This is a genomic window from Mycobacterium sp., from assembly GCF_036490025.1.
Lineage (GTDB): Bacteria > Actinomycetota > Actinomycetes > Mycobacteriales > Mycobacteriaceae > Mycobacterium.
This window is the reverse complement of the sequence record NZ_DASXEP010000047.1, coordinates 11,629-29,376: the sequence shown is the minus strand read 5'-3', so window position 1 is coordinate 29,376 and position 17,748 is coordinate 11,629. Positions and strand designations below refer to the sequence as shown.

16 protein-coding genes are annotated in these 17,748 nt (G+C 64.3%); 13 read left to right on the top strand and 3 right to left on the bottom strand.

Annotated features, from left to right (window positions below):
* The first annotated feature begins 2 nt into the window (after positions 1 to 2).
* The 9 genes from VGG53_RS05570 to VGG53_RS05530 all read left to right on the top strand — a co-directional run bounded on the left by VGG53_RS05570 (position 3) and on the right by VGG53_RS05530 (position 11,459).
* The gene (locus tag VGG53_RS05570; protein WP_331516990.1) at positions 3 to 1,703 is read left to right on the top strand and encodes a bifunctional 3-(3-hydroxy-phenyl)propionate/3-hydroxycinnamic acid hydroxylase; all 1,701 of its coding nucleotides are present in this window, start codon (positions 3 to 5) and stop codon (positions 1,701 to 1,703) included.
* Positions 1,651 to 2,571, top strand: coding sequence for a 3-carboxyethylcatechol 2,3-dioxygenase (locus VGG53_RS05565; protein WP_331516989.1), 921 nt, complete (start codon positions 1,651 to 1,653; stop codon positions 2,569 to 2,571). The genes VGG53_RS05570 and VGG53_RS05565 overlap by 53 nt, the downstream gene beginning before the upstream one ends.
* Positions 2,568 to 4,313 carry an FAD-binding protein gene (locus tag VGG53_RS05560; protein ID WP_331516988.1) on the top strand — a complete coding sequence of 582 codons (1,746 nt, stop codon included), beginning with the start codon at positions 2,568 to 2,570 and terminating at the stop codon, positions 4,311 to 4,313. Before VGG53_RS05565 ends, VGG53_RS05560 begins: the two co-directional genes overlap by 4 nt.
* On the top strand, positions 4,310 to 5,611 hold the full coding sequence (locus VGG53_RS05555) for an LLM class flavin-dependent oxidoreductase (protein WP_331516987.1): 1,302 nt from the start codon (positions 4,310 to 4,312) through the stop codon (positions 5,609 to 5,611). The genes VGG53_RS05560 and VGG53_RS05555 overlap by 4 nt, the downstream gene beginning before the upstream one ends.
* A 6-nt stretch (positions 5,612 to 5,617) precedes the next feature.
* Complete coding sequence (locus tag VGG53_RS05550; protein WP_331516986.1) at positions 5,618 to 6,448, top strand: coniferyl-alcohol dehydrogenase; 831 nt, start codon at positions 5,618 to 5,620, stop codon at positions 6,446 to 6,448.
* The gene (locus VGG53_RS05545; protein ID WP_331516985.1) at positions 6,436 to 7,425 is read left to right on the top strand and encodes a cyclase family protein; all 990 of its coding nucleotides are present in this window, start codon (positions 6,436 to 6,438) and stop codon (positions 7,423 to 7,425) included. The genes VGG53_RS05550 and VGG53_RS05545 overlap by 13 nt, the downstream gene beginning before the upstream one ends.
* Positions 7,426 to 7,434: 9 nt before the next feature.
* A complete protein-coding gene (locus VGG53_RS05540) occupies positions 7,435 to 8,271 on the top strand; it encodes an alpha/beta fold hydrolase (protein WP_331516984.1) in 837 nt (278 codons plus the stop codon).
* 118 nt (positions 8,272 to 8,389) lie between these two features.
* A complete protein-coding gene (gene pstS / locus VGG53_RS05535) occupies positions 8,390 to 9,508 on the top strand; it encodes a phosphate ABC transporter substrate-binding protein PstS (protein ID WP_331516983.1) in 1,119 nt (372 codons plus the stop codon).
* Positions 9,509 to 9,521: 13 nt separating this feature from the next.
* Positions 9,522 to 11,459 carry a serine/threonine-protein kinase PknD gene (locus VGG53_RS05530; RefSeq protein ID WP_331516982.1) on the top strand — a complete coding sequence of 646 codons (1,938 nt, stop codon included), beginning with the start codon at positions 9,522 to 9,524 and terminating at the stop codon, positions 11,457 to 11,459.
* A 12-nt stretch (positions 11,460 to 11,471) separates the two neighbouring features.
* Here VGG53_RS05530 and pstA read toward each other — a convergent pair whose 3' ends face one another.
* From pstA to pstS (VGG53_RS05515), 3 genes are read right to left on the bottom strand one after another with little or no spacing between them, the layout of a single operon-like run.
* Positions 11,472 to 12,377, bottom strand: coding sequence for a phosphate ABC transporter permease PstA (pstA, locus tag VGG53_RS05525; protein WP_331516981.1), 906 nt, complete (start codon positions 12,375 to 12,377; stop codon positions 11,472 to 11,474).
* Positions 12,374 to 13,342 (bottom strand): phosphate ABC transporter permease subunit PstC, encoded by a 969-nt coding sequence (gene pstC, locus VGG53_RS05520; protein WP_331516980.1) that lies wholly within the window; start codon positions 13,340 to 13,342, stop codon positions 12,374 to 12,376. The genes pstA and pstC overlap by 4 nt, the downstream gene beginning before the upstream one ends.
* A 12-nt stretch (positions 13,343 to 13,354) precedes the next feature.
* A complete protein-coding gene (gene pstS, locus VGG53_RS05515; protein WP_331516979.1) occupies positions 13,355 to 14,476 on the bottom strand; it encodes a phosphate ABC transporter substrate-binding protein PstS in 1,122 nt (373 codons plus the stop codon).
* 238 nt (positions 14,477 to 14,714) lie between these two features.
* Between pstS (VGG53_RS05515) and VGG53_RS05510 the strand changes: the two genes are divergently transcribed.
* The 4 genes from VGG53_RS05510 to VGG53_RS05495 are packed head-to-tail and all read left to right on the top strand — an operon-like array spanning position 14,715 to position 17,683.
* A complete protein-coding gene (locus VGG53_RS05510) occupies positions 14,715 to 15,530 on the top strand; it encodes an SDR family oxidoreductase (RefSeq protein ID WP_331516978.1) in 816 nt (271 codons plus the stop codon).
* A gap of 44 nt (positions 15,531 to 15,574) precedes the next feature.
* Positions 15,575 to 16,228: a TetR family transcriptional regulator gene (locus VGG53_RS05505; RefSeq protein ID WP_331516977.1), complete on the top strand. Its 654-nt coding sequence runs from the start codon at positions 15,575 to 15,577 to the stop codon at positions 16,226 to 16,228.
* A gap of 12 nt (positions 16,229 to 16,240) precedes the next feature.
* Entirely contained in the window at positions 16,241 to 16,435 is a 195-nt protein-coding gene (locus tag VGG53_RS05500) for a ferredoxin (RefSeq protein ID WP_331516976.1), read from the top strand.
* A 3-nt stretch (positions 16,436 to 16,438) separates the two neighbouring features.
* The gene (locus VGG53_RS05495; protein ID WP_331516975.1) at positions 16,439 to 17,683 is read left to right on the top strand and encodes a cytochrome P450; all 1,245 of its coding nucleotides are present in this window, start codon (positions 16,439 to 16,441) and stop codon (positions 17,681 to 17,683) included.
* Positions 17,684 to 17,748 lie beyond the last annotated feature (65 nt).

The following is a 17,748-nucleotide window of genomic DNA, read 5'->3' as shown; positions in this document are numbered from 1 at the left end:
CGATGGCCCAAGGGGAGGACGTCCAGGATGTGGATGTCGACGTCGTTGTCGTCGGCGCTGGCCCGGTCGGTCTGACCCTGGCCAATATCCTTGGCCTGCAAGGAGTCAGCACTCTGGTTGTCGAGGAACGCGACACGCTGATCGATTATCCCCGTGGCGTCGGACTGGACGACGAGTCCCTGCGCACCTTCCAGACCATCGGGCTTGTCGACCACGTTCTTCCGCACACTGTGCCCAACCAGATCCTGCGATTTGTCGACGCCAAGCGCCGAGTGCTTGCCGAAATGGCCCCGCCCGACGCGTGTTTCGGCTGGCCCAAACGCAACGGCTTCGTCCAGCCCCTGGTCGACGCCGAGTTGCTGCGCGGGCTGGAGAGATTCGAGCACGTCGACGTGGCGTGGGACCGGCCCATGACGTCGTACACCGAGACGGCTGACGCGGTCACGGTGGAGTTCGACGGCGAAGACGGGCGAAAAGACGTACAGACCCGCTACGTCATCGGCTGCGACGGTGGCCGAAGCACCACCAGGCGGCTGATGGGGGTGTCGTTCGACGGCACCACCTCGCCGACCCGCTGGCTGGTCGTCGACATCGCCAACGATCCGCTCGGGCATCCCAACAGCGAGGTCGGCGCCGACCCGGCGCGCCCCTACGCCTCGATCTCGATCGCGCACGGGATTCGCCGTTTCGAGTTCATGATTCACGCCGACGAGACCGACGAGCAGGCCGAAGACCCCGCTTTTCTCACCCGGATGCTGTCGTCGATGGTGCCGCATCCCGACCGCGTCGACGTGATTCGCCATCGGCTCTACACCCATCACTCGCGGATCGCCGGCGCATTCCGTCAGGGCCGCCTGCTGCTCGCCGGCGATGCCGCTCACCTGATGCCGGTGTGGCAGGGGCAGGGCTACAACAGCGGTATCCGCGATGCCGCGAATCTGGGCTGGAAGCTTGCCGCCGTGGTGAACGGCTACGCCGAGGACGCGTTGCTCGACACCTACGACGCCGAGCGTCGCAAGCACGCCCGGGCGATGATCGACCTGTCGACCATGGTGGGCCGCGTCATCTCGCCGACCAACCGGCGAGTCGCCGCGGCTCGCGACCTGCTGGTGCGATCTGCGTCAATTGTGCCCTCGCTCAAACGATATGTGCTCGAAATGCGGTTCAAGCCGATGCCGCGATACGAGCAGGGGGCCGTCGTGCACCCCGAGCCGCGGCGGGCCGACTCGCCCGTCGGGACACTGTTCGTCCAACCCCGCGTGGACACCCGAGAGCAGCAGAACGTCCTGTTCGACGACGTCATCGGCGGCTGGTTCGCCGTGGTGTGCTGGAACAACAATCCGCGGGACATCCTCGGCGCCAAAGTGTTTGCCGACTGGCAGGCCCTGGGTGCAAAGCTCGTTGCGGTGCGGCCCCTGACCCAGCTGCACTGGGACGGCGACGACGATCCCGACATCGTCGTCGTCGGTGACCGGGCGGGCCAGCTGAAAGCCTGGTTCGACGTTCACCAGGAATCCGTGCTGTTCCTGCGCCCCGATCGTTGCATCGCGGGCGCGTGTATCGCTCAGCTCGCCCCCGAGTTGAGCGCCTCGATCTTCGACGTCCTCACCTTGACACCGGGAGGAAACCGTGCCGCTAGCCCTGTGCTGTATGTCCCACAGCCCACTGCTCAACCTGCCAGGACCGTCGCAGGACCTCCTTGATGACATTGACAGCGCGCTCACGCAGGCACGGGACTTCGTCGAAGACTTCGATCCGGAGATCGTCGTCATCTTTGCCCCCGATCACTACAACGGCTTCTTCTACAAGCTGATGCCGCCCTTCTGCATCGGCACCGAGGCGCAGGGCGTCGGCGACTACGGCACTCATGAAGGGCCCCTTGACGTTCCGGAATCCGTTGCGGTCGCCTGCGCGAAGGCCGTGCTGTCCGCCGGCGTGGACATCGCCATATCGGCAAAGATGGACGTCGATCACGGCACCGTTCAACCGCTGGAGAAATTGTTCGGTGACGCCACGGCGCGCCCGGTGATCCCCATCTTCATCAATTCGGTCGCGACGCCGCTGGGGCCGTTACACCGTTGCCGGACGCTGGGCACTGCGGTCGGCAGTTATCTGGCCACGCTGGACAAGCGCGTTCTTCTGGTGGGATCCGGTGGACTGTCGCATGATCCGCCGGTGCCGACGTTGGCGACCGCGACCGCGGCGGCAGCGGAGCGCATCGTGCATGGCCGGCGGATGACACCCGAGCAACGGTCCGCGCGGCAGACCGCGGTGATGGATGCGGCCCGGAGTTTCGCCGGCGGACAGAGTGAATTTCAGCCCCTCAACCCGGAGTTCGATCGTCAATTCCTCGAGATCCTCGACGGCGGCCGACTCGACGATCTGGACAAGTGGTCAAACGCGTTCATCGCCGGCGAGGGCGGCAACTCCGCTCACGAAATACGCACCTGGGTAGCGGCTTTCGCGGCACTGGCCGCCGTCGGGCCCTACCAGACCAAGGTGCGCTACTACAAGCCGGCTCCCGAGTTGATTGCCGGCTTCGCGGTCAGAACGGCGGTACCCGCGCCATGACACCCGGCACGCCCGACTCGTTCGATCACGCTGTCGACGTCTTGGTCATCGGTTCGGGAGGCGGCGGTATGACGGCAGCATTGGCCGCCCACGCCGCCGGCCTGACGACGCTGGTCATCGAAAAGTCCGGCCACTTCGGCGGTTCCACCGCACTGTCCGGCGGCGGAATCTGGGTGCCGGGCGCACCAGCGCAACGACGGGCCGGCTACACGCCGCCGCCCGACGGCGTGGTCGATTACCTGCGGAGCATTACCGACGGCTTGGTCAGCGAGGCGCGAATTCGGCAGTACGTCGACTCGGCGCCGGCGATGATGGAGTTCCTGGAGAAGCTGAGCCCGTGGTTCGAGTTCGTCTGGAAACCCGGCTATGCCGACTACTACCCAGAATTGCCCGGCGGCTCCGAACTGGGCAGCACGATCAACGTGCCGCCGATCGACCTGCGCACACTGGCCGACGAAGCGCAACACCTGCTGGCGCCGCTGGCGCTGGCGCCGCGCGGAATCTGGCTCGGGCCCAAAGAGCTTCGGTCGTTCTATCAAGTGCGCCAGTCATGGGCCGGCAAGGGCGTCCTGGTAAAACTCGTGTGGCGGATGGTCAGGGCACGCGTCTTCGGTGACCGGATGGCGGCCATCGGCCAGTCACTGGTCGCGCGAATGCGGTTGGCGATGCGGGACCGGGGCGTCCCGCTGTGGCTGAACGCGCCGATGTCCCAGCTGATCACCGGCGACGACGGATCGGTGAGCGGTGCGGTGGTCGTGAAAGACGGTGTACCGCGGCGCATCTGCGCGACGCGTGGCGTCATCGTGGCCACCGGTGGCTTCGACCACGACCTGGCGTGGCGCAAAGAGCACCAGCCCGTGGTGGATCAGGACTGGAGCTTCGGAAACCCGGCGGCCACCGGCGACGGCATCAGGGCCGGCCAGCAGGTCGGTGCTGCCGCCGACCTGCTCGACGAGGCGTGGTGGTTTCCGGCCATCCAATGGCCCGATGGCCGGATGCAGTTCATGCTCAACGAGCGCATGATGCCATCGCAGTTCATCGTCAACGGCGACGGAAAGCGGTTCATCAACGAGGCGGCGCCCTACATGGACTTCGGCCACGCGATGATCGAGGGCCAGAAATCGGGTGTCACCCACATTCCGTGCTGGCTCATCACCGACCACAGATCATTCCTGCGATACGTGGTCGCGGGCCATCTGCCGATACCGAAGATCCCCCTGGCGCCGGTCCCTACCGGACGGAAGATCCCCAAAGCCTGGCTGGAGTCCGGCGTGGTGAAGGCCGCGAAGAGCTGGGATGAACTCGCGACCAAGATAGGGGTCCCAACGGCCCAACTACAAAGCACCGCAGCACGTTTCAACGAGCTGGCGCACAAGGGCCACGACGACGACTTCAACCGGGGTGACAGCGTTTACGACAACTACTACGGAGACCCCACCCTGCCCAACCCCAACCTGCATCCGCTGGGTAAGCCGCCCTACTACGCATTCCGGATGGTTCTGGGTGACCTGGGCACCTCGGGTGGTCTGCGCACCGATGAATACGCACGAGTGCTGCGCGCCGACGACACCGTCGTGCGCGGCCTGTACGCCGTGGGCAACGCCACGGCAGCGGTCATGGGCCGCAGCTACGCCGGCGCCGGCGCGACCATCGGTCCTGCCATGACTTTCGGCTACGTCGCCGCCAAACACCTTGTCAGCGAAAGCTCAACTCCGTCAATTGTTCCGGGAGGTACCAGTTGAAAATCTCACTGTTCTACGAATTCGCCCTGCCCCGGCCTTGGCAGCCCGATGATGAGCACATCCTGCTCAAGGAATGCCTCGACGAGGTCGAGGCGGCCGACAAGGCCGGCTTTTCCACGGTCTGGCTCACCGAACACCACTTCCTGGAGGAGTACTGTCACTCCACCGCGCCGGAGATGTTCCTGGCTGCGGCCAGTCAGCGGACCAAGGACATCCGGCTCGGCTTCGGCATCATGCACCTGCCACCCGCGGTCAACCACCCCGCCCGGGTCGCCGAGCGCATCGCCACCTTGGACCTGATTTCCGACGGCCGAGTGGAATTCGGCACCGGGGAATCGTCCTCGATCGGAGAACTCGGCGGTTTCAACATCGACCCCGCCGACAAGCGGGCGCAGTGGGAAGAGGCGCTGGAAGTGTCGATCCGCTGCATGATCGAAGAGCCCTTCACCGGATTCAAGGGCGACCACATCGAAATGCCGGCTCGCAACGTTGTTCCCAAGCCGCTGCAGAAGCCACACCCGCCGGTATGGGTTGCCTGCACGCGGCCGGCCTCGGTACAGATGGCCGCCCAAAAGTGCATCGGAGCGCTGAGTTTCGCCTACACCGGCCCGGGTCCGCTGACCGAGCGGGTGAACAGCTACTACAAGGAGCTCGAGGAGAGCGGAGTGCCAGTCATCCCCGCGATCAACCCGAACATCCTTGCCATCGGTGGTGACCTGTCGATGATGGTGGCCAAGACTGATGAGCAGGCCGTGCAGCGGCTCGGGATGGGCGGCGGGTTCTTCTCGTTCGGGATCATGCACTACTACATGACCGGCGTTCACACACCGGGACGTACCGGCGTGTGGAAGCGCTATCTCGAAGAATGCGAGAAGGATCCGACGCTGGCTTACGGTCCGGGCCGTGGGGCGATCGGCTCGCCGGCCACGGTTCGCGAGTTCCTGCGCGGTTACGAGGAGAGCGGCGTCGACGAGATCATCCTGCTGCTCAACCCGCGCAGCCACGAAGGCACCATGGAATCCATTGAGCTGATGGGCAAAGACGTGCTGCCGGAGTTCATCGAACGCGACCAGAAGGCGGTGGCCGAGAAGGCGAAGCGGTTGGCGCCGGTGATCGAAAAGATCGAGGCGCGCCGGCCCGGGTCGACCGCGCCGAAGTTCGACGAGAACTACTCGTTCGGTGGCCTGCCCACCGGTCGTGGCGGAAAGTTCACCGCGAGTGAGATTCCCGAGGCGATGGCGGAGATCAACGAGGGCCGCGTCCAGTCGGCGCAGCGTCTCAAAGACGAGAAGAAGTAGCAGTCGTTGGGACAAACCGAGGAGTTGTGGCGGTATGACGGTCGCCGCGCGTTGGTCACCGGGTGTGCGTCGGGCATCGGGGCGCACGTCGTCCGGCAGCTCACCGAGCTGGGCGCTCACGCCGTCGGGTTGGACAAGCAACCGCCGAGCGGCGACGTCGCGGAGTTTCATTTCGCCGACCTGACGGACCCGGCATCGATCGATCGCGCCGTGGGCGCGGTCGGCGGGCAGGTCGATGCGCTGTTCAACATCGCCGGCGTCTCGTCCGGAATCGGCGATCCGTTGCAGGTCCTCACCATCAACTTCCTCGGCTTGCGGCACGCCACCGAAGCGCTATTGGAGAAGATGTCCGCCGGCTCATCCGTCGTGAGTGTCTCTTCGCTTGCGGCGAAGGGGTATCGAGAGCATCAGCAGGTTGTCGGCGGGCTGCTGAACACCCGCACGATGTCCGAGGGCATCGACTGGTGTCACCGCCATCCCGACGCCCTGGCCGACGGGGGCTACCGGTTGTCCAAAGAAGCGATCATCCTCTACACCATGAGCAAGACCACAGCACTCGGTGGCCGAGGTATTCGGATCAACTGCACCGGGCCCGGTGTCACCGAGACGCCGATTCTCGACCAGTTGCGCGACGCCTACGGCCAGGACTATCTCGACGACATCCCCAAACCGTTGGGGCGGGTCTCCAGTCCTGAGGAACAGGCTGCAGTTCTGGTGTTCCTGAATAGCCAAGCTGCCAGTTATATTTCGGGCCAAGTACTGTGGGTCGACGGTGGCAATATCGGCGCCGCGACCGCGCGCGAACTCGAAGAGGGGCGAGCACTGTGGCCAGCCTGACCGACTTCCGGCGGGTCGCCGGCGAGGTGTCCAACTGGGGCCGCTGGGGTGATACCGACGAACTCGGGACGCTGAACTTCATCACCGCGGACAAGATCGCGCAAGCGGCCGGTCTGGTCAAGCACGGCAAAGTCTTTCCGCTGGGCGTGGACTTCGGGTCGTCGGGTCCGCAGGGATCATTCAAGTTCCGGCACAATCCGATTCACGTGATGACGGTGGACGGCGGCGATGCGCACTCGCTGCCTCGATTCGGGCCGGGCTGGGCCGCCAACCCGGGTGCGCAGGAACTGGGCAAGTACTTCCAGGACGATCTATTTCGCTTCAACGACGACATGGTCGTCATGCCGTTGCAGGCCGCCACGCAGTGGGACGCGCTCGCACATGTCTACTACGAAGAACAGCTGTACAACGGCTTTCCGGCCGCCTCGGTAACCAGCCTCGGCGCAGTCCACTGCGGCATCGACAAGGTCGACGGGAAGGGGATCACCTCGCGCGGGGTGCTGCTGGACGTCGTGCGTCATCGCGGTGTGGAGACATTTCTCGAACTCGGCAACCCGATCACCCCGGCCGAACTCGACGACGTCGCTCGGGCGCAGGGCGTCACGGTCGGTTCCGGCGACATCGTGGTGATCCGAACCGGTTGGTGGGCAAGGTTTTTAGAGACGGGGAACGGCGGCGAACCTGGCTCCGGACTGGACTGGCAGTGTGCGTCCTGGCTGCACGATCACGACATCGCGGCGGTGGCCGCAGACAACCTCATGGTGGAAGACCCGATATCCGGGGTCCAGGGAACGTTCCTGCCGATGCACATGCTGTGCCTGCGCGATATGGGCCTGATGCTGGGTGAGTACTGGGATCTCACCGCGCTGGCGGCGGACTGCGCGGCCGACGGGGTGTATGAGTTTCAGCTCATCGCGCCGCCGTTGAGATTCGTTGGCGCGGTGGGTTCCCCGGTGAACCCCATTGCGATCAAGTAGCAGCCGGCCGTGGAGATTCAGCGCAGAACCGCGGTGATTGACGGTCTTCTCACCAGCTACCTGGAGGCCGGCCACGGTGACCCGGTGATCCTGCTGCACGGCGGCGAATTCGGCGTCAGCGCCGAAATCAGCTGGGAACAAACGATACCCGCACTCGCTGAGCGGTATCGAGTACTGGCGCCCGATATGCTGGGCTTCGGGCAGTCGGCCAAGGTCGTCGACTTTAACGACGGCCGGCGGATGCGCACCCGCCACATCGCCCGGTTCTGCAACGAGCTCGGCGTCGCCTCGACGCATTTCGTCGGCAACTCGATGGGCGCGATCAACTTGCTCGTCGACGCCACCTCGGATTCGCCCCTGCTTCCGATGCGCAGCTTGGTGGCCATCTGCGGCGGCGGCGAAATCCAGCGCAACCAGCACATGGAGGCGCTCTACGACTACGACGCCACCGTTCCGGCGATGCGCCGGATCGTCGAGGCGCTCTTCTGTGATCCGAAGTATCCGGCCGACGAGGGCTACGTCGGGCGCCGTTACCAATCCAGCATTGCCCCCGGCGCGTGGGAGGCGCTCGCCGCGGCCCGCTTCCGGCGCCCCGGCGCGGCACCGCCACCGGCCCCGTCGAGCAAACGGGCGTATGAGCGCGTCGCGGTTCCGACGCTGGTGGTCGAGGGCGCCTGCGACAAATTGCTGCCGGCCGGCTGGGCGAAGGAAATCGCCGACCAACTCCCGCAGGGCCGATCGGCCGTCATCGAGGCCGCCGGCCACTGCCCCCAGCTCGAGCAGCCGGCCGACACCAACGCGCTTTTGCTGAAATTTCTGTCCGATGTGGACGCAAGCGCCCATTAAACACGCGGCACGCAAAGCCGACACAAAGCTGGCATTCATCTTTTATTAAGCTCAGGGCTGTTTGCTATTAACGGTAGGCTAATTCTGCGGCCGATAAACCGAGATTTAAAGGAGCTCTGTGAAGGTCACCCGATGTACCGCGGCGCTGAGCCTGCTGGTCGTCGGCGTGCTGGTGCTATCGGCATGCAGCAGCAACAGCAGCACCTCGTCCTCGTCGGGATCATCCGGACCGTCACCGGTGCCCGTCGACTGCGGCGGTAAGAAGAAGCTCCAGGCCAGCGGTTCGACTGCCCAGACCAATGCGATCGAGCAGTTCGTCTATGCCTACATCCGCGCCTGCCCCGGTTACACCTTGGACTACAAGGCGAATGGCTCGGGCGCCGGAGTGCAGCAGTTCATCGGCAACGAAACCGATCTGGCGGGCTCCGACAAACCGCTCGATCCGGCGAAGGGCGACCCCGACCGGGCGCAACAGCGTTGCGGGTCGCCCGCCTGGGACCTGCCCGCGGTGTTCGGCCCGATCGCGGTCACCTTCAACCTCGATGGCGTGAGCACCCTGAATCTCGACGGCCCGACCGCCGCGAGGATCTTCAACGGCAACATCACCACCTGGAATGATCCGGCCATCAAGGCGCTCAACGCCGACGCCAAGCTCCCCGCAACGCCGATCAACGTGGTGTTTCGCGACGACAAGTCGGGCACTACGTACAACTTCCAGAAGTATCTCGATGGGGCGTCCGACGGGGCCTGGGGCAAAGGCACCGACGAGACATTCGCCGGCGGCGTCGGCCAGGGCGCCACCGGGAACGAGGGCACATCGGCCGCACTGCGATCCACCAATGGATCGATCACCTACAACGAATGGTCTTTCGCGGTCGGTCACCAGCTGAGCATGGCCCAGATCGTGACGTCAGCCGGTCCGGATCCGGTGACGATTACTACTGACTCGGTCGGCAAGACGATCGCCGGGGCGAAGTTCGCGGGAGAGGGCAACGATCTGGTGGTCGACACGTCGTCGTTCTACAAGCCATCTCAGGCCGGCGCCTATCCGATCGTGCTCGCTACCTACGAGATCGTCTGCTCGAAGTACCCGGATGGCGCGACCGGTGCAGCGGTAAAAGCGTTCATGCAAGCCACCATCGGCGCCGGGCAAGATGGCTTGGACCAATACGGATACATTCCTATGCCGAGCTCGTTTGAGTCGAAATTGTCAGCAGCCGTGAACAGTATTTCCTGATGGAGCGTCGACGGTGAGCAACAGTCAACCGGGTGCACGGGTGGGGTCATGGTTCGGGCCCTACCGGCTGATGCGACTGCTGGGACGCGGCGGGATGGGCGAGGTCTACGAGGCCGAGGACACCCGTAAGGGTCGGGTGGTGGCGCTCAAACTGATCTCGCCGGACTTTTCGGACGACCCGACGTTTCGTGCCCGGATGCAACGCGAGGCCGGGGCCGCAGGGCGGTTGACCGAGCCGCACGTCGTGCCCATCCACGACTACGGCGAGATCAACGGGCAACTGTATCTGGACATGCGCCTGATCGAAGGCCCCAACTTGGCCGGCGTGCTGAAACGGACCGGGCCGATGAGTCCGCCGCGGGCGGTGGCCATCGTGCGTCAGGTCGCCGCCGCGCTGGACGCCGCGCATGCCGGCGGAGTGACGCACCGCGACGTGAAGCCGGAGAACATCTTGATCACCGGCGACGATTTCGCCTATCTGCTGGACTTCGGTATCGCCCGCGCCGACGCCGATCCCGGGTTGACCCAGGCCGGAATGGCGATGGGAACGTACAGGTACATGGCCCCCGAGCGGTTCAGCGATAACGAGGTCACCTATCGCGCCGACATCTATTCACTGGCCTGTGTGTTGGGCGAGTGTTTGATCGGGGCACCGCCGTTTCGGGCCGACAGCATCGAACGGTTGGTCGCCGCCCACCTGATGGAGCCTGCCCCGCGGCCCAGCCAGTTACGACCCGGGAAGGTGCCGGCGGCCCTCGATCAGGTGATTGCCAAAGGCATGGCCAAAAATCCGGAGGACCGTTACAGCAGTGCCGGTGACCTGGCCAACGCGGCCCTGAACGCACTGACGGAACCCGAGCAGCATCAGGCTGCAAGCATTCTGCAGCACGGCGAGGTCGCTGCCAACGCTCACACCATGGCTCGTCCGGCAGCGGCCGGAGCCGGTGCCCGCGGTTGGTCTGCCCCGCCCGCCGGTGCCGGCGGTTGGGGGTCTCACCCCGGCCCACCGTCCACCGGGCACCCGTCCGGCGCGCATCCCGACTTCAGTCCCAGTTCGACGCAGCGTCGCGACAGACGCAAATGGTGGTTGATCATCGGTGCCGTCGCGGTACTGCTCATCGCCGTCTTCGGATATGTGGAGCGGCCGCGGCACTCCGGAGCGGCGGCCGAATCCTGCGGGCAAAACGTGCTGCCGTTCAACGGGCTCAACTTCCGGCTCTCGCCCGGCGCGGTCGCGGTGGATTCCGCCGGCGCGGTGTACGTCACCAATCAGGGCATGTACGGCCGAGTGGTGAAGCTGGCCCCCGGCTCGGATACCCCGACCGTCCTCCCGTTCACGGGGCTCTATCAACCGCAAGGCGTGGCCGTCGACTCGGCGGGTGCGGTGTATGTCACCGACTTCAACCATCGCGTTGTGAAGATGGCTGCCGGTTCGAACAACCAGACGCCGCTGCCGTTCACCGGCCTCAGCTATCCCGAAGGTATCGCGGTCGACAGTGCCAACAATGTCTATGTCGCTGACCGGGGCAACGACCGGGTGGTGAAATTGCCGGCCGACACCAATACCCCGACCGTGCTTCCGTTCACCGGTCTCGACAATCCCGATGGCGTTGCGGTGGACAGTGCCGGCGACGTGTATGTCACCGACACCGACAACAACAGGGTGCTGAAGCTGGCGGCCGGCTCCAACGATCAGACAGTCCTGCCAATGACCGGGATCACGGTGCCCTGGGGCGTCGTCGTGGACGGCTCCGGCAACCTGTACGTCAGCGAGCACGACAACAATCAGGTGCTCAAGCTGGCACCCGGATCGAATGCTCCAACTCCATTGCCGCTCAACGGTCTCAACACACCACTGCAGCTGGCGGTGGATAAGGACGGCAACGTCTATGTCGCTGACCGCGGCAACGACCGGGTGCTCAAACTCCTGGTTGCCGGATGCCCGGGATAGATCTGCCTCGGGTCAGCGCCGACGGATTGCGATCACGCGGTTGGCCACTGCGGCCAGCAGGTACACCACTGCCACCACGATGATCAGTGTCAACGCAGCGCCCCAAACCCTCAGGAAGCCCGCGTGTTCGGGGTTGTTCAGCTCGGAGTAGATCAACAACGGCAACGAGGCCATGTTGCCATGGAAGATGTCGAAGTTGATCGACCGGCTGTAGCCGACCAACACCAGCACCGGCGCGGTTTCTCCCATAACTCGCGCGATCGCCAACAGCACGCCGGTGATGATGCCCGGCATCGCGATCGGAACGACGATCCGCATGGTGGTTTTCCATTTGGGAATGCCTAACGCATAACTCGCTTCTCGCAGGTCGTTAGGCACCAGCCGGAGCATCTCTTCGCTGGATCGCACCACGACGGGCAACATCAACAGGACCAACGCCAGTGACACCGCGAAAGCGCTCTGCTGAAATCCCATGGTGGCAATCCAGAGGCTGAAGATGAACAATGCCGCCACGATCGAGGGCAGCCCGGCCAGCACATCGACCATGAACGTGGTGAACCGGGCCAGTCGGCTGGACCGATATTCCGCCAGATACACCGCGGTCATGAATCCCAGTGGCACAGCGATGATGGCCGCTACCGCGGCCTGTGTCACGGTGCCGTACAGGGCGTGATAGATCCCGCCCGAAAACTGCTCCGGCAGCACCCCGCGCAGCGAATGGCTCCACCAGTCGGGTTGGGTAATGGCATAAGAGCCGCGTTTGATGACGATCCACAGCAACCAGATCAGCGGTACCAGCGCGATGATGAACGAAACAGCGAAAAACCCTGCTGCGACGTTGTTTTTGATTCGCCGCCCGATGCTGATCGGCTGAACCGCCGCGGCTTTGACGGGCAGGTCGAGGGTAGGGGCGCTCATATCTTGACCGTCCTGCCGACGATCGCGCGGGCGACAGCGTTGACGATGAAGGTGAGCACGAACAGTAGGAACCCGGCCGAGATATAGGCCCCAGTGGGCAGCGGCTCACTGAATTCGCTTGCCGCAGAGGCGATTTTCGACGCAAAGGTGTAGCCTCCGTCGAAAAGAGACCAGTGACCGGCAGAAGCGGACGCACGCAGGATGATCAGGACCGCCACGGTTTCGCCCAATGCGCGGCCCAACCCCAGCATCGACGCGGCGACTGCACCGCTGCGGCCGAACGGCAGCACGGTCATCCGTATCACTTCCCATTTCGTCGCGCCCAGCGCTTGCGCGGCCTCGGTGTGAATGGTCGGCGTCTGCCGGAACACTTCGCGTGATACCGAGGTGATGATGGGCAAGATCATCACGGCGAGCACAACACCGGCGGTGAAGATATTGCCGCCACCAGCCAGTGAAACGTTGCCAGGCTTGAACAGAAACAGCCATCCGAGCTCTCGATTGAGCAGGGATTCGATCGGCTCGAGTTGTGGTGCCAACACGAAGATCCCCCACAACCCGAAGACGATCGACGGCACTGCGGCGAGCAAGTCGACTATCGCGCCGAACGGGCGTGACAGTCTGGTCGGCGCATACTGGGTCAGGAATACCGCGATACCGATCGCGACGGGCACCGCCAGCACCATCGCCCAGACTGAGCTCAGCACCGTCACCATGAAGAGGTCACGAATGCCGAATGCGAGCTTGCTGGCGTCGGTCGTCTTGAATTGCGCGCTGGTGAAGAAGTTTGCGTGGTTCGCGCTCAACGCCGGGATCGCTTGAACCAGAAGGAATATCGCGATAAGGCCGATCACGATGGTGATCGTCGAACCAGCGAGGGCGGCGACCGACTTGAACAGTCGGTCGCCCACCCTTGCCGTGGCCCCGCCGCCGGCTCTCAGCGTGGGCGTTGTCGCGGTCGGCATGATGGCCCCGGATCAGGCGATGGCGTTGACCGCAGTTGACAACCTCGACTTGAAGGCATCAGGGATCGGGATGTATCCGTTGTCCGCCAAACCATTCTGGCCGGGACCGATGGTGGCCTGCAGGAATGCCTTGACGGCGGTGCCAACCTGACTGTCCGAATACTTCGAGCAGACAACCTCATACGTCGCCAGCACGATCGGATAGGCGCCCGGCTGCGTCGGCTTGTAGAACGACAGTGTGTCGAGGATCAGGTCGTCACCCTGTCCTTTGATCTTTGCCGCGGCGATCGTCTTTCCGACCGAATCGGCGCTGATCGCGACCGGGTCAGGGCCCGCCGACGTGACGATCTTGGCCACGTTCAGCTTTTGCGCCTGCGCGAACGACCATTCGTTGTAGGTGATCGACCCAGGAGTGTTCTTGATGGCCGCCGAGGTCCCGTCGTTGCCCTTGGCGCCTTCGCCGACACCGCCGTTGAACGACTTTCCGTGGCCCTTGCCCCAGGCACCGTCGGAGGCGCCGTCGAGGTACTGCTGGAAGTTATCCGTCGTTCCCGACTGGTCACTGCGGAACACAACGTGGATCGGCAGATCCGGCAGCGCGGTGCCGGCGTTGAGCGCGGTGATGGCCGGGTCATTCCACGTCTTGATCGTGCCGTTGAAGATCTTGGCTGTGGTGGGGCCGTCCAGGTTCAGTGCGGTCGCGCCGGTGACGTTGTAGGTCACCGCAATCGGGCCGAACACCACCGGCAGATCCCATGCCGGCGAACCGCACCGCTGCTGTGCCCTGGTGTGTTCGTCGTCGCTGAGCGCGACGTCGGATCCACCGAAATCGGTTTGGCTGCCCAGGAATTCATTGATCCCGGCACCCGAGCCGTTGGCCGTATAGTTCAAGGTTTGACCCGAACACGCTTGTTCGAACGCGTTGACGAAACGAGCCATCGCATTCGCCTGGGCGGTGGATCCACTGGCTTTCAGGGTGTGCTTGCCGCCGCAGTTGATGTTCGCCGCCGACGAACTAGCCGAACCAGACGTCGCACCACCTTCATTCGCGGTGTTGTTGTTTCCACATGCGGACAGCATGAGCGAACCGGTAGCCAGCACGCTCAGCGCGGCGCCAAATCGGTTGATTTTCAAATCATTTCCTTAGAACGGTCGGGTCGACGACTACTTCCACTGCGCCACGAGGCCCGCACGGGCCACAGGACAGCGCCGACATACGGAAGCCTGGCTGCTTTGAGCCAACGCTGTGAGGATTCGAAGTTAACAAACCTGCTCACCAAGCCGAACGTAGCACCGCCGTCTGGGGCTCGGTTGTGGACGCGATAAATCAATCACTTGACTTAAGCGATGTCACGTCGATTAACTCTTCGTCATGGTCAACGAACTGGTCGGCAAGGTCGCGATCGTCACCGGCGGCGCGTCGGGCATCGGTGCCGGGATCGTCGAGAAGTTCGTGACGGAGGGCGCGCGGGTGATGATCGCCGACGTCGAGCGTGGGCGGGGTGAAGACCTGGCCGCCAAGCTGGGTGGCGACGTGGTCTTCCGGTTGGCCGACGTTTCTCGGCCCGACCAGATCAGTGCCCTGGTCGTCGCCGCCGTCGCGACCTTCGGCCGGCTCGACGTGATGGTGAACAACGCCGGAGTCTCCAGCACGATGCACCGCAGCTTCCTCGACGACGACCTGGCCGACTTCCAGCGCGTCATGTCGGTCAACGTGTTGGGCGTGATGGCCGGCACCCGCGACGCGGCACGTCAGATGGCGACCAGTGGCGGCGGGTCGATCATCAACATGTCGTCGATCGGCGGCATTCAGGCCGGCGGCGGCGTGATGACGTACCGCGCGTCCAAGGCGGCCGTCATCATGTTCACCAAATCCTCCGCAATCGAGTTGGCGCACTACGAGGTCCGGGTCAACGCCATCGCACCAGGCAACATCCCGACGCCGCTGCTGCAGACGACACAAACGGGCAAGTCGCCAGAGGAGCTCGCGCGTTTCGAGCATGCGATCCGCGAGCAGATGCGCGCCGATCGGCCGCTGAAGCGGGAGGGCACGCCCGACGACATCGCCGAGGCCGCGCTCTACTTGGCCAGTGACCGGTCCCGGTACGTGACCGGGACCGTCTTGCCGGTCGACGGCGGCACCGTCGCCGGGAAGGTGCTCCGTCGGCGTAGCGAGCCGAAAAATTAAATCAATCGCTTGACTTAACCCGGGCGGCAGCGTTGACTGGCCGGGTGACCACCGCGAGGGCCGCGCGTAGTGATCGGGCCAGCACCACCCAGGAGGCGATCCTGACCGCCGCCGAGCGGCTGTTCGCCGAGCACGGGGTCTTCGCCGTCTCCAATCGCCAGGTCAGCGAGGCTGCCGGGCAGGGTAACAACGCCGCCGTCGGCTATCACTTCGGCACCAAAACCGACTTGGTGAGGGCCATTGAGCAAAGGCACCGGGAGCCCATCGAACGCTTGCGGGAAGACATGGTTGCGCAGACGTGTGAGTCCGAAGACATCCGGAGTTGGGTCGCCTGCTTGGTGCGACCCCTGACCGATCATCTGGCGGCTTTGGGCAATCCCAGCTGGTATGCGCGGTTCGCCGCACAGGTGATGACCGATCCCGCCTACTACAACATCGTCGTCAAAGATGCGCTGACGTCTGAATCGCTGGTTCAGGTGATCGACGGGATCAACCGGTCTCTGCCCGAGCTGCCGGTCGATGTCCGGGTGGAACGCAACCTGATGGCGCGCAACCTGCTCATGCACACCTGTGCTGATCGCGAAAGAGCTTTGGCCGCAGGCGCATCCGCGCCCTGGTCGTCCTGGCAGGTCGCAGGGACCCGGCTCATCGACGCCGTCGTCGGCCTGTGGCTGGCACCGGTGACTCGGCACGAGTGAAGAAGTCTGATTATGAAAGTGACTGTGGATCAAGACAAATGCGCATCATCGGGAAACTGTGTGATGCATGCGCCGGAAATCTTCGATCAGCGTGACGACGACGGTGTCGTTGTCGTGCTGGACGAGAACCCGCCCGCCGAGCACGCTGACGATGCACGCAAGGCCGAGGCCGGTTGCCCTGCCCTGGCCATCCACATCGAGGAGTGAGAAGTGTCCGACACGCTCACCGGTAGCGCCACCGAGGCGGTCCCTGACGTTCCGGAATATCCGATGGGACGCGCCGCCGGCTGCCCGTTCGCCCCGCCGCCGCAGGTGATGGAGCTTGCCGATGCGGGGCCGTTGTCCAGGGTCAAGATCTGGGACGGCAGCACACCATGGCTGATCACCGGCTACGACGAGGTGCGGACGCTGTTCTCCGATTCACGGGTCAGCGTCGATGACCGGCGGCCCGGCTTCCCGCATTGGAACGAGGGCATGCTCTCCACGGTGCACAAGCGTCCCAGGTCGGTCTTCACCGCGGACGCCGAGGAGCACACCACGTTCCGGCGAATGTTGTCCAAGCCCTTCACCTTCAAGCGGGTCGAGGGTCTGCGACCGGCGATCCAACAGATTACCGACGACGCCATCGACGCGATGCTGGCCGGGCCGAAACCCGGCGAGATCGTCAGCGCGCTGGCGCTGCCGGTGCCCTCGCTGGTGATCAGCCAACTGCTCGGCGTGCCCTACGAGGACGCCGAGATGTTCCAGCACCACGCCAATGTGGGCCTCGCGCGGTATGCCGCCGCCGAAGACACCATGAAAGGCGCGATGAGCCTGCACAAGTATCTTGCGCAGCTCGTCGAATCGAAGTTGGAGTCCCCGGCTGAAGACGCGGTGTCCGATTTGGCCGAGCGAGTCAGCGCCGGTGAGCTCAGCGTCAAGGAAGCCGCGCAACTCGGTACCGGTTTACTCATCGCCGGACACGAGACCACCGCCAACATGATCGGCCTGGGTGTGCTGGCCGTGCTGCAATACCCCGACCAGGCCGCGGTGCTGCGGGATACCGACGACGCGAAAGTCGTTGCCAACGCGGTCGAGGAACTGCTGCGCTACCTGTCCATCATCCAAAATGGCCAGCGCCGCGTCGCCGCCGAGGACATCGACATCGCCGGTGAAACCATTCGCGCCGGTGAAGGCATCATCATCGACAACGCGCCGGCCAACTGGGATCCCAAGGAATTCAGCGAACCCGACCGGCTGTACCTGCACCGGTCGGGCGCCGGCCAGCACGTTGCGTTCGGCTACGGCAGGCACCAGTGCGTCGGTCAGCAGCTTGCCCGCGCCGAACTGCAGATCGTGTTCCACACGCTGTTCCGCCGCATTCCCACGCTGGAACTCGCCGTGCCGATCGACGACGTTCCGTTCAAGCACGACCGCCTCGCGTACGGCGTCTACGAACTTCCGGTGACCTGGTGAATCCCGTCACCAGCCGATCCGCGAGAACTACTGTCGAACAAGTCTGGATCCGATTGGAGGACCAC

What these genes read in the sequence shown, in the direction of transcription:
- VGG53_RS05570 (WP_331516990.1), top strand. Translation starts at nt 3, where the DNA reads ATGGCCCAAGGGGAGGACGTCCAGGATGTGGATGTCGACGTCGTTGTC.
- VGG53_RS05565 (WP_331516989.1), top strand. Translation starts at nt 1,651, where the DNA reads ATGTCCCACAGCCCACTGCTCAACCTGCCAGGACCGTCGCAGGACCTC.
- VGG53_RS05560 (WP_331516988.1), top strand. Translation starts at nt 2,568, where the DNA reads ATGACACCCGGCACGCCCGACTCGTTCGATCACGCTGTCGACGTCTTG.
- pstA (WP_331516981.1), bottom strand. Translation starts at nt 12,377, where the DNA reads ATGAGCGCCCCTACCCTCGACCTGCCCGTCAAAGCCGCGGCGGTTCAG.
- pstC (WP_331516980.1), bottom strand. Translation starts at nt 13,342, where the DNA reads ATGCCGACCGCGACAACGCCCACGCTGAGAGCCGGCGGCGGGGCCACG.
- VGG53_RS05510 (WP_331516978.1), top strand. Translation starts at nt 14,715, where the DNA reads ATGGTCAACGAACTGGTCGGCAAGGTCGCGATCGTCACCGGCGGCGCG.
- VGG53_RS05500 (WP_331516976.1), top strand. Translation starts at nt 16,241, where the DNA reads ATGAAAGTGACTGTGGATCAAGACAAATGCGCATCATCGGGAAACTGT.